Source organism: Streptomyces virginiae (assembly GCF_041432505.1).
GTDB lineage: Bacteria > Actinomycetota > Actinomycetes > Streptomycetales > Streptomycetaceae > Streptomyces > Streptomyces virginiae_A.
Genome location: NZ_CP107871.1, coordinates 6,544,559 through 6,568,246 on the forward strand (window position 1 = coordinate 6,544,559; position 23,688 = coordinate 6,568,246).

Below are 23,688 nucleotides of genomic sequence, written 5' to 3' on the forward strand. Positions count from 1 at the left end.
GCGGGTCGCCCCCCTTGCGGCGGTCCGGGGTGGGGTGGAGCCGGCCGTGCGGTGGTTCCCCCGGCCACGGCCGGAAGGTCCTTCCAGGAGCGTATCGTGATGGTGACGGCAGTCAACAGGACGCGATAGATGCGGGGATGTTCGGATGACCGGATTCGCGCTCGGGGTGGACCAGGAGGAGTGGTGCGGGCAGCTGCGCGCACTGGCGGCGGAGCGGCTGCGGCCACTGGCCGAGAAGGGGGAACCGGGGCGGGTCAACCGCCCGCTGCTGGCGGCGTTGGGCGAGCTGGGCCTGCTGGAGCGGGTGTTCGCCTCGGGCGCGCTGGAACTGTGCCTGCTGCGGGAGTCCCTCGCCTACGGTTGCACGGAGGCCGAGACGGCGCTCGCCCTGCAGGGACTCGGGGCGTACCCGGTCCTGCGGGCGGGCAGCGAGGAGCAGCGGGAGCGCTGGCTGCCGGGGGTACGCGCCGGGCGGGCGGTGGCGGCCTTCGCGCTGAGCGAGCCGGGGGCGGGCTCGGACGCGGCGGCGTTGGCATTGGCGGCGACGGCCGATCCGGCCGTCGACCCGGCCGCCGGTGGTGGCTGGCGGCTCAGCGGTGAGAAGTGTTGGATCTCCAACGCCCCCGAAGCGGATTTCTACACCGTGTTCGCCCGAACGGGCGAGGGGCCGGGGGCGAAGGGGGTCTCGGCCTTCCTGGTCCCGGCCGACCGCCCCGGACTCTCCGGCGCACCCCTGGACATGCTCTCGCCGCACCCCATCGGCTCCCTCACCTTCGACGGGGTGCCGGTCGGCCGGCGGGACCTGCTCGGCGAACCCGGGCGGGGGTTCCGCGTCGCGATGGACACCCTGAACCTCTTCCGGCCGAGCGTCGGCGCGTTCGCGGTGGGCATGGCACGGGCCGCGCTGGACGCGACGCTCGCGTACACGGCGGACCGGACCGCCTTCGGTGGAACGCTGAGCGACCTCCAGGCGGTGGCGCACCGGGTGGCCGAGATGGCCACCCGCACGGAGGCGGCCCGGCTGTTGGTGTACGCGGCAGCCGGGGCCTACGACCGTGGCGCGGGGGACGTCCCGCGCCGGGCGGCGATGGCGAAGCTGCTGGCCACGGAGACGGCCCAGTACGTGGTCGACCACGCGGTCCAACTGCACGGAGCGGTCGCCCTCCAACGCGGCCACCTGCTCGAACACCTCTACCGGGAGGTGCGGGCACCGCGGATCTACGAGGGGGCGAGCGAGGTGCAGCGCACGATCATCGCGAAGGAGCTGTACGCGGGGGTGGTGACGCGATGAGCCTGGAGCGGATCAATCCGGGAGAGCTGTCGCCCGCGACGGGCTTCTCGCACGCGGTCGCGGCGACCGGCACCCGGCTGGTGTTCCTGGCGGGCCAGACCGCTCTGGACGGTGCGGGCAAGGTGGTGGGCGAGGGCCTGCCGGAGCAGTTCGAGATCGCCCTCACCAACCTCCTGACGGCCCTCGCCGCCGCCGGCGGCACCCCGGCGGACCTGGCCCGGGTGACGGTGTACACGGTGGACGTGACGGCGTACCGGACCCACGCGGCCGAACTGGGCCGCATCTGGCGGCGGTCGGCGGGTCGCGACTACCCGGCGATGGCCGTCATCGGCGTGGTCCGACTCTGGGACGACCAGGCCCTGGTCGAACTGGACGGGGTGGCGGTGCTCGCCTAGGGCCTGTCTTTCGGATCAGGCGTCGCGGGCCCGGCATGATCCGAAAGACAGGCCCTAGGGCCCCGCCGGGCGCTGCCCGGACCCGAGCCTCAAGCGCCGGCGGGGCTGGGTGGTGCGACTGCCTGGTTCCGTGCGCGCAGACGGCGGTACTCGTCCGTCCGGACGCCGCCCACGCCCCAGTTCTCCAGCTCCACCTCGTCGATGAGGACGAAGGTGGTGGCCGGATCCTTGTCGAGGACCCGGACCAGCAGGTCGGTCACACCCGCGATGATCTCGGCCTTCTGGGCGGCGGTGGCGCCTTCACGGGTGATCCTGACATTGACGTACGGCATGGTGAGGATGTCCTTCCGGTGGGGAGGGGGAGAGGGGTGTCGGCTCAGGCGCGGCCGGTGACGTGGCCGCCGTCCACGCGCAGGGCGTGGCCGGTGACGAAGGTGGCGCCCGCGAGGTAGAGCACCGCCTCGGAGATCTCCGGGACCTCGCCGACCCGGTTCAGCAGGGCGAGTCCGCCGAAGGCGTCCACGTCCGAGCCCGCGTGCAGCGGGGTGCGGATGATGCCGGGGGACACGAGGTTCACGCGGATGCCGTCGGCGGCGAGTTCGGCGGCCAGGCTGGTCGTCAGCGCGTGCACCCCCGCCTTGCTGACCACCGGCGCGGAGGACGGGAAGCCCGCCAGCGCGTGGTCCACCAGGACGGTGCCGATGTTGACGATGCTGCCGCCCCGGCCCTGCGCGCGCAGCGCCCGTACCACGGCCTGGGTGGTGAGGTAGGTGCCCTTGAGGTTGCCGGTCAGGAAGCCGTCGAGCTCTTCCTCGGTGACCTCGGTGAAGGGCTTGGGGGCGAAGGTGCCCGCGTTGTTGACCAGGACGTCGATGCGGCCGAAGCGGTCGAGGGCGGTGCGGACGAGGGCCTCGCCCGTCGTCGGCTCGGCGATGGCGCCCGCGACCCACGCGATCCGCCCGGGGTGGCCGAGGGTGGCCGCGGCCTTGGCGAGGCGGTCGGCGTCCCGGCCGTTCAGGACGACATTGGCGCCGCTCGCGAGGAAGGCGCGGGCGATGTCCAGGCCGATGCCGCTGGAGGAACCGGTGACCAGGGCGGTCGTGGTCGTGGTGTCGTCGATGTCGGTGTGCGTGTCGGTCATGGCGCTGTGCCTCTCGTCGGTGTCGTCCGTCGGGGTTCCGACCGACTGACACCACGAACCTAGGAGCGCCCAACTCATAACACCACGACGAACATTGGATCGTGTGATAATCCCGGGTTATGGATGTGGATCTGCGTGACCTGGAGCTCCTGGCCGCCACCGCCGAGGCCGGCTCGCTGACCGCCGCCGCCGAGCGGCTCTACGTGAGCCAACCCGCCCTCAGCCAGCGGCTCACCCGGCTGGAGGCCCGCCTCGGCATGGCCCTCTTCGACCGCAAGGGCCGCCGCCTGGTCCCCAACGCCGCGGGCCGCCGACTGCTGGTCGCGGCCCGCCAGGTCCTCGGTGAACTGGACTCGGCGGCCCGGGACCTGCGCGAGATCCGTGACGGGCGCGACCGGCGGGTCCGCTTCACCGCGCAGTGCAGTACGACCTTCCCGTGGCTGCCGCCCGTGCTCCGCGCCTTCCGCGAGCGGGCGCCGGACATCGACGTGCGCATCGAGACCGTCGCCGACGACGCGCCGATCCCGGCCCTCCTCGCCGACCTCGTCGACGTCGCGCTGGTCACCAAGCCGGACCTGCAGATGGATCGGGTGTCGCTGACCAGACTGTTCGAGGACGAGATGGTGGCGGTGGTGCCCGCCGGCCACCCGTGGGCCTCGCGCGCGCACCTGACCGCCCGTGACTTCGACGGCGCCGACCTCGTCCTCTACGACTTCTACGACCAGAAGCGGATCCCGTCGATGCCGCTGCCGATCCCCGTCGGGGCCCGGCCGGCCCGGATCACCACCATGCCGGTGGTGACCGATCTGGTCATCGAGATGGTGGCCGGCGGCCAGGGCGTGACCGTGCTGCCCAACTGGGTGGCCGCACCCTACGTGGCCTCGCACGGTCTCGCCCTCGTCGCCATCGGCGCGCAGCCCCTGACCCGCACCTGGTTCTGTGCCACCCGCACCGGACCGCGCCCGCCGCATCTGGAGGCGTTCGTCGAGGAGTTGACCGCCCGGCTCACCACCCCGCACAGCGTTTAGGGGGCGTCCAGGAGGCGGCCCATCCATTCCTCGATCCCGGCCACCGTGCGCGGGAGCGCGCCCGACATCAGGCGGGCGCCGTCCGCCGTGATGACCAGGTCGTCCTCGATGCGGACGCCGATGCCCCGCAGCTCCGCCGGGAGGGTCTCGTCGTCGGGCTGGAGATAGAGGCCCGGCTCCACCGTCAGGACCTGCCCCTCCTCCAGGACGCCGTCCAGATACGTCTCGGCCCGCGCCTTCGCGCAGTCGTGCACGTCCAGCCCCAACATGTGGCCGCTGCTGCACAGCGTGTACCGCCGGTGCAGGTCGCCCTCCGCGTCCTTCAGGACGCCCCGGTCCGCCAGGCCCTCCGCGATCACCCGCATCCCGGCCCGGTGGAAGTCCCCGAAGCTCGCTCCCGGGCGCAGGGCCGCGATGCCCGCGTCCTGGGCGGCCAGGACCAGTTCGTACACCTGGCGCTGGACGGGGGAGAAGCGGCCCGACAGCGGGAGGGTGCGGGTGATGTCCGCCGTGTAGAGGGTGTCCGTCTCCACGCCCGCGTCCAGGAGCAGCAGCTCCTCGCCGTTCAGTCGGCCGTCGTTGCGGATCCAGTGCAGGGTGCAGGCGTGGGCGCCGGACGCCGCGATCGTCTCGTAGCCGGTGCCGTTGCCCTCCGCCCGGGCGCGCAGACCGAAGACACCCTCGATCCAGCGCTCCCCGCGCGGATGCGCCAGCGCGCGCGGCAGGGCCCGTACGACGTCCTCGAAGCCCGCCGTCGTGTGATCGACGGCCAGCTGGAGCTGCGCCACCTCCCAGGCGTCCTTCACCAGCCGCAACTCCGACAGCGCGGAAGCGAGTTCGGGGTCGGAGGCCGCGTCGCGGCCCGTCGGTCGACCGAGCCGGTCCAGGTGCGCGCAGCGGATGCCGGTGAGGCGTTCGGCCTCCGCGAGGTCGGGCCGCCGGCCCACCCAGAACTCCCCGTACCGGCGGTCCCGGTAGAACTCCCCGTCCTCGCCCGCCCGCGGCGAGCGCGGCCGCAGGTACAGCACGGCCTCGTGGCCGTGCGGACCCGACGGCTCCATGACCAGGACGTGGCCCGCCTGGTCCTCGCCGGTGAGGCCGGTCAGCCAGGCGTACGCGCTGTGCGGCCGGAAGCGGTGGTCGCAGTCGTTGGAGCGGACCTTCAGCTCCCCGGCCGGGACGATCAGCCGCTCGCCCGGGAAGCGGGCCGAGAGCCGCGCCCGGCGGGCCGGGGTGACGTCGTGCCCGGGGACGCGGGCGGAGTCGGGCAGCGGGCTCGCCGCCCAGTTCCCCGCCATGAACCGGGACAACTCCGGTGACACCGGACGGTCGTGGCTGCCCGTGTTGAGGGGGGCGGGAGCGTGGGAGGAGGCGTCGGCGGGGGCTTCGGTCACGAGGACTCCCTCAAGAAGTTGTGAACTGGTGTGCGCACAGGTCTTGTCAGTGCAATTTCACATTACTATGTTACAGCTCACATCGCGGCACGTTAACCCCCGTCAAACGCCGTGTGACGCAGGGCAGTTCACGCACCACCCCCCACCTCACCCTCTCCAATCAGGAGTTCTCGGTGCTCAAGCACAGAGCTGTGCGCTCTTCCCTTCTCGCCTCCGCCGTAGCCGTGACCCTCCTCGCCACCGCGGGTCAGGCCACCACGCAGGCCGCCGAGTTCGCGGCCCCGGCATCCTTCACCGGCGCACAGGCCGCCCCGGCCGCCCCCGCCCCCGGCCCCACGGGGAACCCGTTCGACGAGGTCGACCGCCTGGCCGACCCGAAGGACAACACCCCGGCACCCGCCCCGGCCCCGGGCGGGCAGAACATCACCGGGCAGGTCCCGGGCGCCGCGACCGCCGCCGCGCCCGTCGACGACCTGCAGAAGCGCGGCAGGACGGCCAAGGCGGCCCCCACCGCCAAGAGCGTCGCCGCGGGCGTCCCCTGCACCCTCGACGGGATCACCGGACTCACCCCCGAGCAGTTCGCCGACTTCCTCGCGGACCAGGCCGTGCTCGCCGACGGCTGTCTGCGCGGCCTCATCTGGACCTGGGACGCCCGCCTGACCCCGGTCATGTCGGACGCGCACGTGCAGGCCGTCTCCCGCCGGATATCCGCCCTGGCCGCCGCCCACGACGGCCGTAACTCCTCCCACCTGGAGGAGATGTTCACGTACCTGCACGCGGTCGCCTACCACGACTACTCGCGCCCCGAGATCGACGTCACCGACGCCCCCACCGTCGACGCCATGCGCCGCGCCATCGCCGACTTCGGCGCCGCCGCCCACACCTTCGACGCGACGCCCTCCAACGCCCGCACCCTGCGCGAGGCCCTCTACGCCGGCAGCGCGCCCGGCCTGCGCCAGCACCAGCTCGGCCTCATCAAGAAGGTCCTGGCCACCATGGACCCGGCCCACCCGGCCACCCACCTCGACGCCGGCTGGGGTGGCGCCGCGCTGGCCGCGCTGTCCGTCTCCTACCTGGGCGTCTACCCGGGCAACCAGGACGCGGCGTTCCACTCCGCCGTGGCCGCGGACCCCGCCTACCGCGACGCCTTCAAGGCCTTCGCCGGCTACACCCACCTCAAGGGCACCGGCAACGCCTGGGTGGTGCGCGACGCGCTGAGCGAGTACGCCCGGTTCGGCCAGGTCGAGGGCCTGCGGGACCGGACCGTCGCCGACCTCGGCGCGATGCTCGGCCCGGTCCGGGCCGCCTTCGGCGACGGCAGCGAGCCGTGGGCCAAGATCGTCTCCTGGCTCAACGTCTACGAAGCCTGCAAGCCGTACGGGGTGTGCAAGGAGGACATCGAGAAGCAGCTCTTCCCCTACACCTACTCCTACGACAACGGCGCCATCAAGGTCCGCACCGCCCTGGACCGGGCCACGGTCGACCAGCTCTACTACGCGAGCAAGCAGGTGAAGGCCCAGTACCACCGGGTGCTCGGCACCGACCAGCCGCTCGCGGGCGACCCCAACACCACGCTGAACATCGTGCTCTACGCCTCCCGCGCCGACTACGTGAACTACCACCCGATCCTGACCGGCTACGACACCAACAACGGCGGCATCTACATCGAGAACGGCGCCACCTTCTACACCTACCAGCGCCGCGTCCCGCAGGACTCCTCCCTCACCCTCGAGGAGCTCTTCCGCCACGAGTACACGCACTACCTCAACGGCCGCTTCGCCGTGCCCGGCTTCTTCGGCCAGGGCGAGTGGTACGAGAGCGACCGGACGACCGCCATGGACGAGGGCACCGCCGAGTTCTTCGACGGCGCCACCCGCGACAACGGCATCGCCGTCCGCAAGTCCCTGGTCAAGAGCATCATCAGCGACACGGCCGGCGGCGGCCCGCGCATGAGCGTCGAGCAGTTGCTGAACGCCACCTACGACGGCGACGGCTTCCGCTTCTACAGCTACGCGGGCACCTTCTTCGAGTTCCTGTGGACCGAGAAGCCCACGCTGCTGCGCGAGATGTACACGCACCTGCGGAACGACGACGTGGCGGCGTACGACGCCTGGCGCCACCGGATGGGCGCGGACACCTACCTCCAGCGCGACTACGACCGCTTCCTGGACGCGCAGATCGCCAAGGTCGACCAGCTCTACGTGCCGAACACCTCCTTCACCCCGAACGACCGACTGCGCGACGCCGCGCTCGCCTCGGTGAAGTCCTCCTTCGCCACGGCCACGCAGAACACCCCGGACTGCACGGAGAACGGCGACGCCGCCAAGCGCCGCTTCACCTGTACCGGTCGGATCACCGCGAACCTGAAGAACTGGCGCAACGGCGACCAGGTCTTCAAGGACATGTCGGAGACGGTCGACTACTTCATCCTCGACCGGGCGGGCGCGGCCTCCAACAACCTCGCCGACATGAACTGCTCCTTCGGTCCGGTGGAGATCTGGACCAACAAGGTCGCGGGCACCTCCAGTTACAGCTGTGAGGGCCCCCTCCGCGGCTGACCGGCACTCGGCCCGACGCCACCGCCGGGCCGACGCCGGCCCGGCACCGGACCGGTCCCGCATCCGAGGGGGGTGCGGGACCGGTCCGGGCGTCTGGGCAGGCCCTAAAGAATGTGACATATTACTGCCGTGCTCAAGAGACACTCCCTGGACGCCGTGATCATCGGCGCCGGCGTCGTCGGGGCGGCCTGCGCCTACTACGCGGCCCGCGCCGGACTGTCCGTCGCCGTGGTCGACCGGGGCCCCGTGGCGGGCGGCACCACCGGTGCCGGCGAAGGCAACCTGCTGGTCTCCGACAAGGAGGCCGGACCCGAACTCGACCTCGCCCTGCTGTCCACCCGGCTGTGGACCGAACTCGCCGCGGTCCTCCCGCGGGAGACGGAGTACGAGCCCAAGGGCGGGCTCGTCGTCGCCCCCGACGAGACCACCGTGAAGGCCCTGCGGACCTTCGCCGAGGGCCAACGCGCGGCCGGCGTCGACGCGGTCGAGGTGGCGGCCCACGCCCTGCACGACCTGGAACCCCACCTGGCCCCCGGCCTGGCGGGCGGCTTCCACTACCCGCAGGACGCCCAGGTCCAGCCCGCCCAGGCGGCGGCCCGACTGCTGGCCGCCGCACGTGCCCAGGTGCACCTCGGCGAGGAGGTGACGCAGATCCTGCTGGAGGGGGGCGCCGTACGCGGGGTGCGCACACCGCGCCGCGAACTCCTGGCCCCCGCCGTGGTGAACGCGGCTGGCACCTGGGGCGGCCACATCGCCTCCCTGGCCGGGGTCACCCTGCCCGTCCTCCCGCGCCGCGGCTTCGTCCTGGTGACCGAACCCCTGCCGAGGGTGGTCCGCCACAAGGTCTACGCCGCCGACTACATCGCGGACGTCGCCAGCGGCTCCGCCGCCCTGCAGTCCTCGGCGGTGGTCGAGGGCACCCCGTCCGGCCCGGTCCTGATCGGCGCCACCCGGGAGCGGGTCGGCTTCGACCGCACCCTCTCGACCGAGGCGCTGCGCCGCCTGGCCGGCCAGGCCGCCGCACTCTTCCCCGTGTTGGCCGACATCCGGGTGATGCGCGCCTACCACGGCTTCCGCCCCTACCTGCCCGACCACCTCCCGGCGATCGGCCCGGACCCGCGGCGCCCCGGACTGCTGCACGCCTGCGGCCACGAGGGCGCGGGCATCGGCCTGGCGCCCGCCACCGGAGCGCTGATCGCCGCCGCCCTGACGGGGGCCGAACCGCCGCTCGCCCCGTACCCGTTCCGCCCGGACCGCTTCGCGGCGCCGCCGCCGGGCCCCGACACCCCCGAGGAGCAGCACTGATGCGCAGCCCCCGCTCGCTGGTCGGCGGCAGCCCGGCAGCCGCGCACGAGATCACCTTCGACGGCCGGGAACTGCCCGCCCTGCCCGGCCAGAGCATCGCCGCCGTGCTCTGGGGCGCGGGCATCCTCGCCTGGCGGACCACCCGGGAGGGCGGCGCCCCGCGCGGCGCGTTCTGCGGGATCGGCAGCTGCTACGACTGCCTCGTCACGGTCAACGGCCGCCCGAACCAGCGCGCCTGCCTGGTTCCGGCCCGGCCGGGGGACTCCGTCACCACCCAGGAGGGAACCGGCCGTGCCGACCTCGCCGTCTGAACCCCTCGCCCCCGCCGCCGGCGGGCTCGTCGACCTGGCCGTCGTCGGGGCCGGCCCGGCCGGCCTCGCCGCCGCCGTCACCGCCGCCCGACTCGGGCTACGGGTCGCCCTGCTCGACGCGGGCGACCGCCCCGGCGGGCAGTTCTACCGCCACCCCGCCCCGGGCCTGGGCGCGGCCCGCCCCGAGGCCCTGCACCACGGCTGGGCCGCGTTCGCGACCCGCGAAGCCGCCCTGCGCGCCCACGAATCGGCCGGCCGGATCACGTACCTCCCGCTCCATCACGTGTGGGCCGTCGTCCCCGCGGGCCCGACCGGGACGACCGGCCCGACCGGGACGCGCCCGGGGGAGGCAGGACCCGCCACGGAGTGGATCCTGCACGCCGTCGCCGGTCACGCCCCCGAGGAGGAAGCCGCCGCGGTCACGGCCCGGGCGGTGCTCATCGCCACCGGTGCCTACGAGCGACAACTGCCCTTCCCCGGCTGGACCCTGCCGGGAGTGGTCGGGGCCGGCGGTGCGCAGGCCATGCTCAAGAGCGGGCTGGTGCTGCCGGGCAGGCGGGTCCTCGTCGCCGGGAGCGGGCCGCTGCTGCTCGCCGTGGCCGGGTCGCTCGCGGCCGCCGGAGCCACCGTGCCCGCCGTGGTGGAGGCCGCCGCCTACACCGCGTACGCCGGCCAGGTCCCCGCCCTGCTGCGCAATCCCGGCAAGCTCGTCGAGGCGGCCGGCTACGGCGGCGCGCTGGCCCGCCACCACGTCCGGCTGCTGACCCGGCACGCCGTCACCGAGGCGCACGGCACCGACCGGGTCGAGGCCGTCACCGTGGCCCGGCTCGACCGGGACTGGCGGCCTCTGCCCGGCACCGCCCGGCGGATCCCCTGCGACGCCCTGGCCGTCGGCCACGGGCTGGTGCCCCAACTGGAGTTGGCCACCGGCCTCGGTTGCGAGACCCGCCCGTCCCCCGACGGCACCGTCGCCCTCGTCCTCGACGCCGAGCAGCGGACCTCCGTCCCCGGCATCTGGTCGGCGGGCGAGACCGGTGGCATCGGCGGAGCCCAACTGGCCATGGCCGAGGGCGAACTGGCCGCGCACTCCGTCGCGGGCGCACCGCCCGGGGCGCGTCTCGTCCGCCGCCGCGCCCGGCTGCGGGCCTTCGCCGACGCGATGGCCGCCGCCCACCGTCCCGGCGAGGGGTGGACCGGTTGGCTCCGGGACGACGCCGTCGTCTGCCGCTGCGAGGAGGTCCCGGCCGGGCGGATCCGCGAGGCGGCCGACGACCTCGGTGCGCGGGACGCCCGTACGGTCAAACTCCTCACCCGCGCCGGCATGGGCTGGTGCCAGGGCCGGATGTGCGGCCCGGCCGTCGCGGCCCTGGCCGGGGAGGAGCCCGCGCCCGACCGGCGGCCGCTGTCCTGTCCGGTTCCGCTGCGCCACCTCGCCGAACTTCCGCCCGCCACGCACTGATCGGGGCGCCGGGGCCCTTGTGGCCGCCCCACACCCGCTAGTAAAATGTCACACACCACACTAGGGAGCTCTCACATGACCCACGCGCACACCCCCGCGCCCCGCACCCGCCCCTGGCACGGAATCATGGTCGCCACCGCGCTCCCGCTGCGCGAGGACCTCAGCGTCGACCACGACGCGTACGCCGAACACGTGGCCTGGCTGATCGAGGGCGGCTGCGACGGCGTGGTCCCCAACGGCTCCCTCGGGGAGTACCAGACCCTCACCGACGAGGAGCGGGCGCGTGTCGTGCGTACCGCCGTCGAGGCGGCGGGCGACGGCGCCCGCGTCATGCCCGGCGTCGCCGCCTACGGCAGCGCCGAGGCCCGCCGCTGGGCCGACCAGGCCGCCGAGGCCGGCGCCGGCTCCGTCCTCCTGCTGCCCCCCAACGCCTTCCGGGCCGACGAGGACGCGGTACGCGCCCACTACGCCGAGGTCGCCCGCGCCGGGCTGCCCGTCGTCGCGTACAACAACCCCATCGACACCAAGGTGGACCTGACCCCGGACCTGCTCGCCCGGCTGTACGCCGACGGCTCCATCGTCGCCGTCAAGGAGTTCAGCGGGGACGTGCGCCGCGCGTACGAGATCGCCGAGCTCGCCCCCGGCCTCGACCTGCTCATCGGCGCCGACGACGTCCTCCTCGAACTCGCCCTCGCCGGCGCCGTCGGCTGGATCGCCGGCTACCCCAACGCGCTCCCGAACTCCTGCGCCCAGCTCTACCGGGCCGCGGTCGCCGGGGACCTGGAGACCGCCCTGCCGCTCTACAAGTCCCTGCACTCGCTGCTGCGCTGGGACTCCAAGACCGAGTTCGTCCAGGCCATCAAGCTGTCCATGGACCTCGCCGGGCGCCCCGGCGGCCCCACCCGACCGCCCCGCTTCCCGCTCACCGGCGAGATCGAGGCCGCCGTCCGCGCCGCCACCGAGAAGGCCCTCGCCGAGGGCCTCAACTAGTCACCGGGGGACCGCACATGCGCACGCGTCACGTCTACCACGCGGTGGACTCGCACACCGAGGGCATGCCGACCCGGGTCATCACCGGGGGAGTCGGGGTGATCCCCGGCGCCACCATGGCCGAGAAGCGGCTCCACTTCATCGAGCACATGGACCACGTCCGGACCCTGCTCATGTACGAGCCGCGCGGGCACTCCGCGATGAGCGGCGCCATCCTGCAGCCCCCGACCCGCCCGGACGCCGACTACGGCGTCCTCTACATCGAGGTGTCGGGCCTGCTCCCCATGTGCGGGCACGGCACCATCGGGGTCGCCACCGTCCTCGTCGAGACCGGCATGGTCCCGGTCGTCGAACCGATCACCACCGTCCGGCTCGACACCCCGGCCGGGCTCGTGAGCGTCGACGTCCGGGTCGAGGACGGGGCGGCCACCGCCGTCACCCTCACCAACGTGCCCTCCTTCGGCGTCGGCCTCGACCTCAAGGCCGACGTGCCCGGCTTCGGCACGGTCACCTACGACCTGGCCTACGGCGGCAACTTCTACGCCTTCGTCGAACTCGCCTCCATCGCCGGGGGAGCACTGCCCTTCGACCGCGCCCGCAAGGACGACCTGCTCGCCGCCGGGCTGGCCGTCATGGACGCGATCAACGCCGGCCCGGACCGGCCCGTCCATCCCGAGAACCCCTCCATCGCCGGGGTCAAGCACGTCTACCTCGCCGCCCCCGGCTCCGACGCCCACCGCTCCCGGCACGCCATGGCCATCCACCCCGGCTGGTTCGACCGCTCGCCCTGCGGTACGGGGACCAGCGCGCGGATGGCCCAGCTGCACGCCCGCGGCCTGCTGGAACTCGACACGGACTTCGTCAACGAGTCCTTCATCGGCACCGAGTTCACCGGCCGGCTGGTCGCGGAGACCACCGTCGGGGGGCTCCCGGCCGTGATCCCCACCGTCACCGGCCGGGCCTGGATCACCGGCACCGCCCAGTACTTCCTCGACCCGACCGACCCCTTCCCCGGAGGGTTCCTGCTGTGATCACCGTCCGTACGGTGGACTACCACACCGCCGGCGAGCCCTTCCGGATCGTCGACGGCGCCGCGCCGGGCATGCCGCCGGTCCCCGGGGACACCGTGGCCGAGCGCTGCGCCACGGTCATCGGCCCGGGAGGCTCCGGAACCGCTCCGCGCCGGGGCGCGCTGGACGACGTACGGCGTCTGCTCGTGCAGGAGCCGCGCGGGCACGCCGGGATGTACGGGGGGTTCGTGGTCCCGGCCGACGACGACGGCGCCCACTTCGGCGTGCTGTTCTGGCACAAGGACGGCTACTCCACCGCCTGCGGCCACGGCACCATGGCCCTCGGGGTCTGGGCCGTGGACACCGGCCGGGTCGCCGCCCCGGAGGACGGGGACGTCCCGGTGCGCATCGACGTACCGTCCGGGCGGGTCACCGCCACCGTCCACCGGGCCGGGGGCCGCACCACCGGGGTCACCTTCCGCAACGTCCCGGCGGTGGTGGGCGCGCGCAAGGTGCCCGTCGCCACGTCCTTCGGGCTCGCCGAGGTGGACATCGCGTACGCCGGGGCCTGTTACGCCTCCGTCCGCGCGCGCGACCTCGGCCTGGACGTGTCCCGGGCGGCGCTGCCCGCCCTGGTACGGGCCGGACAGGAGGTCCGGGCGGCGCTGGCCACCCACCCCGCCACCTGGCACCCGGACGGCCCGCTGCTCTCCGGCGTCTACGGGGTGATCCTGTACGAGGAGCTGCCCGACACCCCCTTCGGACCGCACCAGCGCAACGTCACCGTGTTCGCCGACGGGCAGATCGATCGCTCGCCCTGCGGCTCCGGAACCTCGACGCGGCTCGCGCTGCTGGCTCAGGACGGGCGGCTCGGCCCGGGGGAGGACCTGCTGCACGAGTCCGTCACCGGCACGGTGTTCACCGGGCGGATGGAGGCCGGCGGGGTCACCGAGGTCACCGGCACCGCCCACCGCACCGGCGAACACGCCTTCGTGGTGGACCCGCACGACGCGCTCGGTACCGGATTCCTGCTGTGACGGGCATCCCCCAGCTCGCCGCCGGCCGGATGGCCGCCCTGATCGGTCCGGCGGCGGCAGCCGACGCCGTCGCCGCCGCCCTGCTCGGCGGCCTCGACCCGGAGAGCTGCCCGCCGCGTTCCGCGATCGAGGTGCCCGGCGGGGGCGAACTGCTGCTGATGCCGGCGGCGTCCGGCACGTACGCCGGGGTGAAGATCGCCGGGGTCGCGCCGGGCAACCCGGCCCGCGGGCTGCCCCGGATCACCGGCTCCTACCTCCTGCTGGACGGGCCCACCCTGCGCCCGCTGGCCCTGCTCGACGGCGCGGCGCTGACCACCCTGCGCACCCCGGCGGTCTCCGCGTTGGCGCTGCGTCACCTGGCGCCGACCGGTCGCCCGTTGCGCCTGGTGCTCTTCGGCTCGGGGCCGCAGGCGTACGGGCACCTGGAAGCGACCCTGGCCGTACGGGAGCTGGTCGAGGTGGTGGTGGTCGCCCGCGACCAGGGGCGGGCGCGGGAGCTCGCCGGGTACGCCCGCACCCTGGGCCCGGCCGCCCGGACCGGCACCCCGAAGGAGGTGGCCGACGCCGATCTGGTGATCTGCTGCACCACGGCCCGGGAGCCGCTCTTCGACGGGCGTCTGGTCGGGCCGGGCGCCACCGTCGTCGCGGTCGGCTCGCACGAGCCGACGGCCCGGGAGACGGACACCGCCCTTGTGCGACGGGCGGCGGTGTACGTGGAGTCCCGGGCGGCGGCCCTGCGCGAGGCGGGGGACCTCCTGGTCCCGGAGGCCGAGGGGGCCATCGGACCCGGCCACATCAGCGGCACCCTCGCCGATCTGGTCGGCGGGCGGATCCCGGCGGGCGGGCCGCGGAGTTGTCCACAGCTCTTCAAGAGTGTGGGCATGGCCTGGGAAGATCTCGCTGTGGCGGTCGCGCTGTACGAGGCCGCCGGAGTGTGAGCAGCGCAACGTGACATTGTACGCTGTTCCTCTCCTCGTCGGTGGTGTACGGGGGTCTCGGAGGAAAAGCAATGGGTGACCTGAAGCAGCACAGTCTCATCAAGGCCCAGGAACGCCTCCGCGACCAGGTCGGCCACGCCCTGCGGGCCGCGCTGATAGCGGGTGAGCTGCGCCCCGGCAGCGTCTACTCCGCACCGGGCCTCGCGGCCGAACTCGGCGTCTCGGCCACCCCCGTCCGCGAGGCCATGCTCGACCTGGCCCGGGAAGGGCTGGTCGAACCGGTCCGCAACAAGGGCTTCCGGATCACCGAGGTCAGCGAGCGCGACCTGGACCAGTTCACCGAACTGCGCACGATGATCGAGGTACCGACCATCGGCCGGATCACGAAGATCGCCACCCCCGAGCAGCTGGAGGCGCTGCGCCCCATCGCCGAGGAGATCGTCACCAGCGCGCGCGAGCACAACCTCATCGGCTACCTGGAGGCCGACCGCCGCTTCCACCTCTCCCTGTTGGCCCTCGCGGGCAACGACCGGCTGGTGGAGACGGTCGGCGACCTGCGCAAGCGGTCCCGGCTCTACGGCCTGACCGGCCTGGACGAGGCCGGCAAGCTGGTCTCCTCGGCGGAGGAACACATCGAGCTGCTCGACCTGATGCTGAGCGGCGACGCCGAGGCGGCGCAGGAGTGCATGCTCCGCCACCTCGGCCACGTGCGCTCCCTCTGGGCCCAGGGCCGCGACGAACCGGTCGGCCGCACCCCGGGAGTCCTCGGCTCCAGCCTTTAGCCCCGACACCCCGCAAGCCCCTGGGTGGACGCCGCTTTCGTCCGTACGACCGGCCGCGGATCAGCAGGGCGCGCGGCCCGCGTCGCGGATCGGCTGGGGGCGGTCCGCCGAGATGATCGCCGCCTCCGGGCGCGGTACCGGGGTGCCGTCGGGCAGGAGCAGCACCGGCGGGTCCACCACGGTGCCCACCTCGCCCGCGGTGCTGCTCGCGGCCGCCGCCGTGACCCGCCCCCGGGGCTGCGGGGAGAGCACCGCCGTCTCCCGCACGTACGCCACGAAGCTCTCGAAGTCCCGCTGGTGGCGGTAGGGCTCCCCGAACTCGGAGAGGGCCGGATAGCCGTCGCTCGCGAGGAGCGTGTACGAGGGCGCCGCGAGCCGGTAGCGGCGGCCGAGGTCCAGGGCGACCCCGTCGACGAAGACGTCGGCGGGGTCCACCCGGTCGCCGACCGGGCCCCGGGCATCGAAGCTGTAGCGCACGTTCCGGGAGACGGCGAGCGGCGCGAAGCGCAGTTCGCCGGCCTCCGTCGTCGTCCACTGCTCCTCCAACGCGTCGTGGATCCGCTGACCGTCGACCCACGCGCTGACGATCGGATCGCCGAACCCGACGGCCCGCCAGGCACTGCCGAAGGTGACGGCGCCGCCCGAGGCCTGGTCGAGGACGAGGTCACCGGCGATGATCGCCTGGCCGACCCGGGGCGCCGCGGCGACCACGGCGAGCTCGGCCGGGACGTTCGGGTGGATGTTGGCGTCGTTCTCGGGATCGGTGGGCCTGCTGCCCGCCCACAGCGCCCAGTCGGCGGCCAGGTTGCCCATGGTGCTCTCGCCGGCCGTGTTCCGGGTGCGCAGGAACGAGCCGGTCTGTCGTCCGATCGGGGTCCGGTCGCGCGCGGCCGCCTGCCCCGCCCAGTAGGTGACGACCTCCCCCAGCTCCGGGTGAGGTGCGATGTCACGGGTGTTGGGGTGGTTGGTGGAGACGGTCAGTTCCCGGATCACCCGGCCGGTGAGCGGGTCGAGCCGTAGGTTGATCTCGTTGATGACCTGGCCGTAGCAGCCGGCCTCGACGAACGGGCGGGGGACGCCGTTCGGGTCGGGGATCATCATGTTGAACCGGGTGTGCCAGTGCCCGGTGACGATCGCGTCGATGTCCGGGGAGACCCGTAGCGCGAGGTCGAGGGCCGGCCCCGAAGGGTCGACGCCGCTGTTGAAGTCGGCTCCCGCCACCGCCCCGTCGTGCAGGCTGAGCACGATCGCGTTCACCCCCTGGCTCTTGAGCAGCGCGGCGTAGCGGTCGGCGGTGGCGACGTCGTCGAGGGTGGCGAGGCCCGGCTGGTAGGAGCCGGGGAAGCGTTCGCTGCCCACGGCGGTGAGGTGGATGAACCCGATGGGCAGCTCCCGGCCGTCGGCGGTGCGTACCCACTCGATGTTGTAGGCGGGCAGGACCGTGCGCCCGTCCTGGCCGCGGACGAGGTTGGCGCTGTAGTAACGGAAGTCGGCGCCGTGGAAGCGCAGGCCGGCGGAGTCGGTGAAGGAGGTGTCGCGGCCCTCGACCGGGAAGGGGATGCCCTGCTCCATGTGGCGTTGGAGCATGGCGGGCGACTTGTCGAACTCGTGGTTGCCGGCCGTCGCGAAGTCGAGCCCCATGCGGTTCAGGGCCTCGATCGTCGGCTCGTCGGCGAAGGCCGCGGCGTCGAACTCCCAGCCGGAGAAGGCGTCTCCGGGGGTGAAGAAGAAGGAGTTGGCGCGCCCGTCGCGGAGCCGTTCGAGGTGTGCGGCCATGTAGGCGACACCGCCGACGGTGTAGCCGATGCCGCCGTTGCCGACGATGACGGAGTTGCTGCCGGGTGCGCCCTGCAGGAAGCCGTGCAGGTCGGTGATGTCGAGGAGCTGGACATCCACGTACTCGACGGCCGTGGCGGCGTCCCGGGCGGCGTCGGTGGCCCGTGCGGGGACCCCGAGCGCGAAGGTCGCCGCCACGGCCCCCATCGCGGTGAGGAACTCCCGCCGTCCGGGCTCGCGCCGTCCGGGCTCCTGCCGTCCGGGCTCCCGTCGCGCCGTGTCCCGCCGCCTCGAACTCCTGCTCCACTGCGTGGCCTTGGCCGTGGTGATCACATCGGGCATGTTCTCGCCCGCCGGGTGGGCTGTCGCGGCGACGCGCCGCCCGGCCGTTTTGGACACGGCTGGATAACGGCGGCCCCCACCCCTTGTCAGTGCAATTTCACATTACTATGTTACCGGTCACATCCTAGAGCGCGGCCCTTCACTGGAGTGACCCATGACCAAGCGCACCCAACTCGCCCTCGCCACCGCCCTGGTGGCAGCTCTCGCACTCGGCGCCTCGGGCTGCTCCGACACCAAGAAGGGCTCCGCCGGCTCGGGCGGTTCCAACCCCGCCGCCGCCAACGACGGCAAGATCCTCGGCGGGACCCCGGTCAAGGGCGGCACCCTCACCGTCCTGTCCAACCAGGACTTCGCGCACCTCGACCCCGCCCGCAACTGGACCATGCCGACCATGGACTTCGGCACCCGGCTGCTCTACCGCACGCTCGTCACCTTCAAGGCCGAGCCCGGCAAGGCCGGCAGCGAGCTGGTCCCCGACCTCGCCACCGACCTCGGCACCTCTTCCGACGGCGGCCGCACCTGGACCTTCACCCTCAAGGAGGGCGTGAAGTACGAGGACGGCAGCCCGGTCAGGGCCCAGGACATCAAGTACAACGTCGAGCGCTCCTTCAGCCCCGACCTCACCGGCGGCCCCGACTACGCCGCCCAGTACCTGGCCGGGACCGAGGGCTACAAGGGTCCGCTCCAGGGGCAGCACCTGGACTCCGTCAAGACCCCCGACGACCGCACGATCGTCTTCGAACTGAAGCGCCCGGTCGCCGAGTTCTCCGCGACCGCCACCCTGCCGACCTTCGCCCCCGTGCCCCAGGCCCAGGAGAAGGGCACCCAGTACGACGCCCGCCCGTTCTCCTCCGGCCCGTACAAGATCGAGTCGTACGACCGCGACAAGAAGCTGGTCCTCGTCCGCAACGAGCACTGGGACCCGGGCACCGACACCGTCCGCAAGGCCTACCCCGACAAGTTCGTTGTCGTCATGGGCCTCAAGGGCGGCCAGATCGACGACCGGATCATCGCCGGCGAGGGCGCCGACGCCTCCACCGTCCAGTACGCCGACATGCGGCCCGAGAGCGCCCCCAAGGTGCTGCCCAAGCCGGAGGTCAAGGCCCGGCTGCTCGCCGAGTCCCAGGGCTGTACGGAGATGCTCCACCTGAACAACTCCCGCGCCCCCTTCGACGACCCGAAGGTCCGCGAGGCCATGCAGTACGCCGTCGACAAGGAGGCCGTCGTCACCGCGGGCGGCGGTCCGGCCCTCAACGAGATCGCCACCGCCTACCTTCCCCCGGCCCTCTCCGGCGGCAAGCAGGCCGACGTCCTGAAGATCGCCCCGGCCGGCGACCCGGCCAAGGCCAAGGAACTCCTCAAGGCCGCCGGCAAGGAGACCCTCAAGGTGTCCCTCTCGGTCTCCACCGGCGACAAGGGCAAGGCGGAGGCCATCCAGCAGGGCCTGTCCCGCGCCGGCATCGAGGTCGTCATCGACACCGTCGACCCGGGCGCCTACTACGACGTCATCGGCGACCTGTCCACCACCCCCGACATGACCCTCACCGGCTGGTGCCCCGACTACCCCTCCGGCTCCACCTGGATCCCGTTCGTCTTCGACGGACGCACCATCAAGGAGAAGGGCAACCAGGGCAACTACAGCCAGTTCCGCGACGAGGCGACCATCAAGCGGATCGACGAGATCAACGCCATGGCCGACGCCAAGGAGGCCAACCAGGCCTGGATCGACCTCGACGCCGCCCTGATGGCCAAGTCCCCGAACGTCCCGCTCCTCCTGGAGCGCAAGCCGCTCCTCGTCGGCACCAACATCGCCGGCGCCTTCGGTCACCCCGTGTGGACCGGCACCATCGACTACGGGACCGTCGGCCTCAAGGACCCCGCGAAGAGCCAGGGCTGAGGCCCCGAGGGATCCCCGCAGCCATGACCACCACCCCGTCCACCGCCGCGTCCGGCCGGTCCGGCCGGTCCGGCCCGTCCGATCCGGCCGACGTGTCCGGCCCGGCCGGCCGGGAGGCGAAGGAGGTCCCCCCGGGGAGCAGCCCCTGGCAGCTCGCCCGGCGGGAGCTCCGCCGCCGCCCCGCCGTCCGCGTCAGCCTCTGCGTCGTCCTCCTCTTCGTCCTGATGGCCGTCACCGCCCCCTGGCTGGGCGCCCTCGGCGGCTGGTCCCCGAACGAGTTCGACAAGACCGCCGTCGACCCCTACCTCGGGGGCCAGCCGCTCGGCGCCCTCGGCGGGATCAGCCCCGAACACTGGCTCGGAGTCGAACCCGTCACCGGCCGCGACCTGTTCGCCCGTGTGATCAACGGCGCCCAGGTCTCCCTCCTGATCGCCTTCGCCGCCACCGCCATCGTGGTCGTCGCCGGTACCGCCGCCGGGATCGCCGCCGGCTACTTCGGCGGCCGCACCGACACGATCCTGTCCCGGCTCATGGACCTGACCATGTCCTTCCCCTCGCTGATCTTCATGATCGCGATGCTCTCCGTGGCCAAGGACGTCAACCGCATCGTCCTCATGACCACCGTCATCGGGGTCTTCGGCTGGCCCGGCGTCGCCCGCGTGGTCCGCGGCCAGACCCTCTCCCTCAAACACCGCGAGTACGTCGACGCCGCCCGCGTCGGCGGCTCCGGCCCCTGGCGGATCCTGACCCGCGACATCCTCCCGGGCGTCTCCGGCCCGGTCATCGCCTACACCACCCTGCTGATCCCCGGAATGATCAGCACCGAGGCCGCCCTCAGCTACCTCGGCGTCGGCGTCCGCCCGCCCACCCCCTCCTGGGGCCAGATGATCGCCGAGTCCGTGGCCTACTACGAGACCGACCCCATGTACTTCGTCATCCCCAGCGTCTTCCTCTTCCTCGCCGTGCTCGCCTTCACCCTGCTCGGCGACGCCCTGCGCGACATCCTCGACCCGAGGGGCGGCCGCAGTTGATCCTCTACTTCGCCCGCCGGCTGCTCGCCCTCGGCGGCGTGCTCCTCGCCATCGCCGCCGTCACCTTCCTCATCTTCTACGTGCTGCCCTCCGACCCGGCCGCGGCCGCCTGCGGCAAGACCTGCAGCGCCGAGCGCCTGGCCGACGTACGCACGTACCTGGGCCTCGACCAGCCCCTGTGGCGGCAGTTCACCGACTTCCTCACCGGCATCTTCACCGGCCGTACCCTCGGCACCGGCCAGTACGCCGTCGACTGCGACTTCCCGTGCCTGGGCTACAGCTACGAGAACTCGCTGCCCGTGTGGGACCTGCTGATGGACCGGCTCCCGGTCTCCGCCTCCCTCGCCGTCGGCGCCGCCGTGCTGTGGCTGCTCCTCGGGCTCGGCGCCGGGGTCACCGCCGCCCTGCGCAAGGACACCGCCACCGACAAGGCCCTGATGGTCGGCGCCGTCGCCGCGGCCTCCCTGCCCGTGTACTTCACCTCCGTGATGCTCATCTACGGCGTCATCCGCGTCGCCGGCCTCCTGCCCTACCCCACCTACCAGGCCTTCGGCGACAATCCGCTCGCCTGGGCCACCAACCTGACCCTGCCCTGGATCGCCCTCGCCCTGCTCTACGCCGCCATGTACGCCCGCCAGAGCCGCGGCTCGATGATCGAGGCGATGGCCGAGCCGTACATCCGTACCGCCCGCGCCAAGGGCATGCCCGAGCGCACGGTCGTCGTCAAACACGGGCTGCGCTCCGGCATGACCCCGATCCTCACCATCTTCGGCATGGACCTCGGCGGACTGCTCGCCGGCGCCGTCATCACCGAGTCCATCTTCGGACTCCCCGGCATCGGGCGGCTGTTCTACGGCGCCCTGGTCAACTCCGACCAGCCCGTGGTCCTCGGCGTCACCCTGCTCGCCGCCTTCTTCATCGTCGTCGCCAACCTCCTCGTCGACCTCCTGTATGCCGTCATCGACCCGAGAGTGAGGTACTGATGGCAGCCGACACCGCCGCTCCGCTCCTCGCCGTACGCGATCTGCGCGTCACCTTCACCACCGGGCGGGGGACCGTACGGGCCGTCGACTCGATCGGCTTCACCGTCGAGGCCGGCCGCACCCTCGGCATCGTCGGCGAGTCCGGCTCCGGCAAGTCCGTCACCTCGCTCGCCGTCATGGGTCTGCACCGCGGCCCCGTCGAGGTCAGCGGCTCCGTGGCGCTGGCCGGACGGGAGCTGACCGGGCTACCGGAACGGGAACTGTCCAAGGTCCGCGGCCGCAGGATGGCCATGATCTTCCAGGACCCGCTCTCCAGCCTGCACCCCTACTACACGGTCGGCGAGCAGATCGCCGAGCACTTCCGGGTGCACTTCAAGGCCGGCCGGGCCGCCGCCCGCAAACGCGCCGTCGACATGCTCGGCGAGGTCGGCATCCCCGAACCGGCCCGCCGCGCCGGGGAGTACCCGCACCAGTTCTCCGGCGGCATGCGCCAGCGCGCCATGATCGCCATGGCCCTGGCCTGCGAACCCGACCTGCTGATCGCCGACGAGCCGACCACCGCCCTGGACGTCACCGTGCAGGCCCAGATCCTGGAACTGATCGCCCGGCTCCAGCAGGAACGCGGCCTCGGCGTCGTGATGATCACCCACGACCTGGGCGTCGTCGCCCGGGTCGCCCACGAGGTGCTCGTCATGTACGGCGGCCGCGCCGCCGAACAGGCCCCGGTCGACGACCTGTTCGCCGACCCCGCCCACCCCTACACCCGAGGCCTGCTCGACTCGCTGCCCCGCCTCGACACCGCCGACGACGTCCCCCTGCCCTTCATCCCCGGCTCCCCGCCCTCCCTGCTCGCGCCCGCCCCCGGCTGCGCCTTCGCCCCGCGCTGCCCCGTGGCCGCCGCGCGCTGCGTCGACGTACGGCCGGAGCCGGAAGCGTACGGGGACGGCCCCGCGCGGACCGTGGCCTGCCACTTCGCCGGGGACCGCACCGCCCAGGAGGCGGCCCGATGACCGAGACCGCCACGCCCCTGCTGTCCGTACAGGACCTCACCATGACCTTCCCCGGCCGACGATCCGTGACCGGGCGCCGGGGGGCGCCCGTGCGCGCCGTCGACGGGGTGTCCTTCGACCTGGCGGCCGGGCAGACCCTGGGCCTGGTCGGGGAGTCGGGCTGCGGGAAGTCCACCACCGGCCGGATGCTGGTACGGCTGCTGGAGCCCACCGCCGGCCGGGTCGCCTTCGACGGCAAGGACATCAGCCGCCTCTCGCCGTCCGCCATGCGCCCGCTGCGGAGGCACATCCAGATGGTCTTCCAGGACCCGCACTCCTCCCTCAACCCGCGCCAGACCGTGGCCCGGATCATCTCCGACCCGCTGCTGGTGCAGGGCTGGAGCGCGGGCGACGCCCGCCGCCGGGCCGCCGACCTGATGGAGCTCGTCGGACTGATCCCGGAGCACATCGACCGCTACCCGCACGAGTTCTCCGGAGGCCAGGCCCAGCGCATCGGCATCGCCCGCTCGCTGTCCACCAGCCCCCGCCTGATCGTCGCCGACGAGCCGGTCTCCGCGCTGGACGTCTCCGTGCAGGCGCAGATCGTCAACCTGATGGAACGGCTGCGGGCCGAACTCGGCCTCGCCTACGTGTTCATCGCGCACGACCTGTCGGTGGTCAAGCGGGTCAGCGACCGGGTCGCCGTCATGTACCTCGGCAGGATCGTCGAGATCGGGGACAAGAAGTCCCTCTACGAGAACCCGCAGCACCCGTACACCCGGGCGCTGCTGTCCGCCGTCCCGCTGCCCGACCCGGCGGCGGAACGGCGGCGGGAGCGGATCGTGCTGCTCGGCGACCCGCCGAGCCCGGCCGCTCCACCCCCGGGCTGCACCTTCCACCCGCGCTGCCCCAAGGCCCAGCCGATCTGCCGCACCGACCGCCCGCCGCTGCGCCTCGCCGCCTCCCGCGAGGTGGCCTGCCACTTCCCTGGTGACTGACGGGGACCCAAGGGAAGCGGCGGTGCCCCGGAG

21 protein-coding genes are annotated in these 23,688 nt (G+C 73.1%); 17 read left to right on the forward strand and 4 right to left on the reverse strand.

Annotation, left to right across the window (positions count from 1 at the left end; translation table 11 throughout):
- The first annotated feature begins 145 nt into the window (after positions 1–145).
- Together OG624_RS30400 and OG624_RS30405 are read left to right on the forward strand one after the other, a co-directional pair.
- Positions 146–1,291, forward strand: coding sequence for an acyl-CoA dehydrogenase family protein (locus tag OG624_RS30400; protein WP_371640047.1), 1,146 nt, complete (start codon positions 146–148; stop codon positions 1,289–1,291).
- Positions 1,288–1,686 carry a RidA family protein gene (locus OG624_RS30405; RefSeq protein WP_266353664.1) on the forward strand — a complete coding sequence of 133 codons (399 nt, stop codon included), beginning with the start codon at positions 1,288–1,290 and terminating at the stop codon, positions 1,684–1,686. The genes OG624_RS30400 and OG624_RS30405 overlap by 4 nt, the downstream gene beginning before the upstream one ends.
- Positions 1,687–1,775: 89 nt before the next feature.
- On the opposite strand, the gene OG624_RS30410 is transcribed toward OG624_RS30405, so the two are convergent.
- Both OG624_RS30410 and OG624_RS30415 read right to left on the reverse strand, forming a co-directional pair.
- Positions 1,776–2,018 (reverse strand): tautomerase family protein, encoded by a 243-nt coding sequence (locus OG624_RS30410; protein WP_033217630.1) that lies wholly within the window; start codon positions 2,016–2,018, stop codon positions 1,776–1,778.
- Positions 2,019–2,062: 44 nt separating this feature from the next.
- Positions 2,063–2,827, reverse strand: coding sequence for an SDR family NAD(P)-dependent oxidoreductase (locus OG624_RS30415; protein ID WP_266353665.1), 765 nt, complete (start codon positions 2,825–2,827; stop codon positions 2,063–2,065).
- Between the two features lie 119 nt (positions 2,828–2,946).
- On the opposite strand from OG624_RS30415, the gene OG624_RS30420 reads away from it, so the two are divergent.
- Complete coding sequence (locus OG624_RS30420; RefSeq protein ID WP_033217632.1) at positions 2,947–3,855, forward strand: LysR family transcriptional regulator; 909 nt, start codon at positions 2,947–2,949, stop codon at positions 3,853–3,855.
- On the opposite strand, the gene OG624_RS30425 is transcribed toward OG624_RS30420, so the two are convergent.
- On the reverse strand, positions 3,852–5,249 hold the full coding sequence (locus tag OG624_RS30425; protein WP_371640048.1) for an aminopeptidase P family protein: 1,398 nt from the start codon (positions 5,247–5,249) through the stop codon (positions 3,852–3,854). The genes OG624_RS30420 and OG624_RS30425 overlap by 4 nt on opposite strands.
- 173 nt (positions 5,250–5,422) lie before the next feature.
- Between OG624_RS30425 and OG624_RS30430 the strand changes: the two genes are divergently transcribed.
- The 9 genes from OG624_RS30430 to OG624_RS30470 all read left to right on the forward strand — a co-directional run bounded on the left by OG624_RS30430 (position 5,423) and on the right by OG624_RS30470 (position 15,639).
- On the forward strand, positions 5,423–7,807 hold the full coding sequence (locus OG624_RS30430; protein ID WP_266353668.1) for a collagenase: 2,385 nt from the start codon (positions 5,423–5,425) through the stop codon (positions 7,805–7,807).
- Between the two features lie 129 nt (positions 7,808–7,936).
- The gene (locus tag OG624_RS30435; protein ID WP_371640049.1) at positions 7,937–9,112 is read left to right on the forward strand and encodes an NAD(P)/FAD-dependent oxidoreductase; all 1,176 of its coding nucleotides are present in this window, start codon (positions 7,937–7,939) and stop codon (positions 9,110–9,112) included.
- Entirely contained in the window at positions 9,112–9,423 is a 312-nt protein-coding gene (locus OG624_RS30440) for a (2Fe-2S)-binding protein (protein WP_106971329.1), read from the forward strand. Before OG624_RS30435 ends, OG624_RS30440 begins: the two co-directional genes overlap by 1 nt.
- Complete coding sequence (locus OG624_RS30445) at positions 9,404–10,882, forward strand: FAD-dependent oxidoreductase (protein WP_371640050.1); 1,479 nt, start codon at positions 9,404–9,406, stop codon at positions 10,880–10,882. The genes OG624_RS30440 and OG624_RS30445 overlap by 20 nt, the downstream gene beginning before the upstream one ends.
- 75 nt (positions 10,883–10,957) lie before the next feature.
- On the forward strand, positions 10,958–11,872 hold the full coding sequence (locus OG624_RS30450) for a dihydrodipicolinate synthase family protein (protein WP_033217638.1): 915 nt from the start codon (positions 10,958–10,960) through the stop codon (positions 11,870–11,872).
- Between the two features lie 17 nt (positions 11,873–11,889).
- Positions 11,890–12,903 (forward strand): proline racemase family protein, encoded by a 1,014-nt coding sequence (locus OG624_RS30455; protein ID WP_371640051.1) that lies wholly within the window; start codon positions 11,890–11,892, stop codon positions 12,901–12,903.
- A complete protein-coding gene (locus OG624_RS30460; RefSeq protein ID WP_371640052.1) occupies positions 12,900–13,919 on the forward strand; it encodes a proline racemase family protein in 1,020 nt (339 codons plus the stop codon). The genes OG624_RS30455 and OG624_RS30460 overlap by 4 nt, the downstream gene beginning before the upstream one ends.
- Positions 13,920–13,948: 29 nt before the next feature.
- On the forward strand, positions 13,949–14,857 hold the full coding sequence (locus OG624_RS30465) for an ornithine cyclodeaminase family protein (RefSeq protein ID WP_161296179.1): 909 nt from the start codon (positions 13,949–13,951) through the stop codon (positions 14,855–14,857).
- Between the two features lie 71 nt (positions 14,858–14,928).
- Complete coding sequence (locus tag OG624_RS30470) at positions 14,929–15,639, forward strand: GntR family transcriptional regulator (RefSeq protein ID WP_033217642.1); 711 nt, start codon at positions 14,929–14,931, stop codon at positions 15,637–15,639.
- A gap of 60 nt (positions 15,640–15,699) precedes the next feature.
- On the opposite strand, the gene OG624_RS30475 is transcribed toward OG624_RS30470, so the two are convergent.
- On the reverse strand, positions 15,700–17,814 hold the full coding sequence (locus tag OG624_RS30475; RefSeq protein WP_371640053.1) for a bifunctional metallophosphatase/5'-nucleotidase: 2,115 nt from the start codon (positions 17,812–17,814) through the stop codon (positions 15,700–15,702).
- Between the two features lie 97 nt (positions 17,815–17,911).
- On the opposite strand from OG624_RS30475, the gene OG624_RS30480 reads away from it, so the two are divergent.
- The 5 genes from OG624_RS30480 to OG624_RS30500 are packed head-to-tail and all read left to right on the forward strand — an operon-like array spanning position 17,912 to position 23,655.
- The gene (locus OG624_RS30480) at positions 17,912–19,654 is read left to right on the forward strand and encodes an ABC transporter substrate-binding protein (protein ID WP_033217644.1); all 1,743 of its coding nucleotides are present in this window, start codon (positions 17,912–17,914) and stop codon (positions 19,652–19,654) included.
- A gap of 23 nt (positions 19,655–19,677) precedes the next feature.
- Positions 19,678–20,685 carry an ABC transporter permease gene (locus OG624_RS30485; protein ID WP_371640054.1) on the forward strand — a complete coding sequence of 336 codons (1,008 nt, stop codon included), beginning with the start codon at positions 19,678–19,680 and terminating at the stop codon, positions 20,683–20,685.
- A complete protein-coding gene (locus OG624_RS30490) occupies positions 20,682–21,668 on the forward strand; it encodes an ABC transporter permease (RefSeq protein WP_266443913.1) in 987 nt (328 codons plus the stop codon). The genes OG624_RS30485 and OG624_RS30490 overlap by 4 nt, the downstream gene beginning before the upstream one ends.
- Entirely contained in the window at positions 21,668–22,678 is a 1,011-nt protein-coding gene (locus OG624_RS30495) for an ABC transporter ATP-binding protein (protein WP_033217648.1), read from the forward strand. Before OG624_RS30490 ends, OG624_RS30495 begins: the two co-directional genes overlap by 1 nt.
- Positions 22,675–23,655 carry an ABC transporter ATP-binding protein gene (locus OG624_RS30500; RefSeq protein ID WP_033217650.1) on the forward strand — a complete coding sequence of 327 codons (981 nt, stop codon included), beginning with the start codon at positions 22,675–22,677 and terminating at the stop codon, positions 23,653–23,655. Before OG624_RS30495 ends, OG624_RS30500 begins: the two co-directional genes overlap by 4 nt.
- Positions 23,656–23,688: the final 33 nt, after the last annotated feature.

What these genes read in the sequence shown, in the direction of transcription:
- OG624_RS30415 (WP_266353665.1), bottom strand. Translation starts at nt 2,827, where the DNA reads ATGACCGACACGCACACCGACATCGACGACACCACGACCACGACCGCC.
- OG624_RS30465 (WP_161296179.1), top strand. Translation starts at nt 13,949, where the DNA reads ATGGCCGCCCTGATCGGTCCGGCGGCGGCAGCCGACGCCGTCGCCGCC.
- OG624_RS30455 (WP_371640051.1), top strand. Translation starts at nt 11,890, where the DNA reads ATGCGCACGCGTCACGTCTACCACGCGGTGGACTCGCACACCGAGGGC.
- OG624_RS30500 (WP_033217650.1), top strand. Translation starts at nt 22,675, where the DNA reads ATGACCGAGACCGCCACGCCCCTGCTGTCCGTACAGGACCTCACCATG.
- OG624_RS30400 (WP_371640047.1), top strand. Translation starts at nt 146, where the DNA reads ATGACCGGATTCGCGCTCGGGGTGGACCAGGAGGAGTGGTGCGGGCAG.
- OG624_RS30440 (WP_106971329.1), top strand. Translation starts at nt 9,112, where the DNA reads ATGCGCAGCCCCCGCTCGCTGGTCGGCGGCAGCCCGGCAGCCGCGCAC.
- OG624_RS30450 (WP_033217638.1), top strand. Translation starts at nt 10,958, where the DNA reads ATGACCCACGCGCACACCCCCGCGCCCCGCACCCGCCCCTGGCACGGA.
- OG624_RS30495 (WP_033217648.1), top strand. Translation starts at nt 21,668, where the DNA reads ATGGCAGCCGACACCGCCGCTCCGCTCCTCGCCGTACGCGATCTGCGC.
- OG624_RS30410 (WP_033217630.1), bottom strand. Translation starts at nt 2,018, where the DNA reads ATGCCGTACGTCAATGTCAGGATCACCCGTGAAGGCGCCACCGCCGCC.
- OG624_RS30405 (WP_266353664.1), top strand. Translation starts at nt 1,288, where the DNA reads ATGAGCCTGGAGCGGATCAATCCGGGAGAGCTGTCGCCCGCGACGGGC.
- OG624_RS30470 (WP_033217642.1), top strand. Translation starts at nt 14,929, where the DNA reads ATGGGTGACCTGAAGCAGCACAGTCTCATCAAGGCCCAGGAACGCCTC.
- OG624_RS30420 (WP_033217632.1), top strand. Translation starts at nt 2,947, where the DNA reads ATGGATGTGGATCTGCGTGACCTGGAGCTCCTGGCCGCCACCGCCGAG.
- OG624_RS30480 (WP_033217644.1), top strand. Translation starts at nt 17,912, where the DNA reads ATGACCAAGCGCACCCAACTCGCCCTCGCCACCGCCCTGGTGGCAGCT.
- OG624_RS30485 (WP_371640054.1), top strand. Translation starts at nt 19,678, where the DNA reads ATGACCACCACCCCGTCCACCGCCGCGTCCGGCCGGTCCGGCCGGTCC.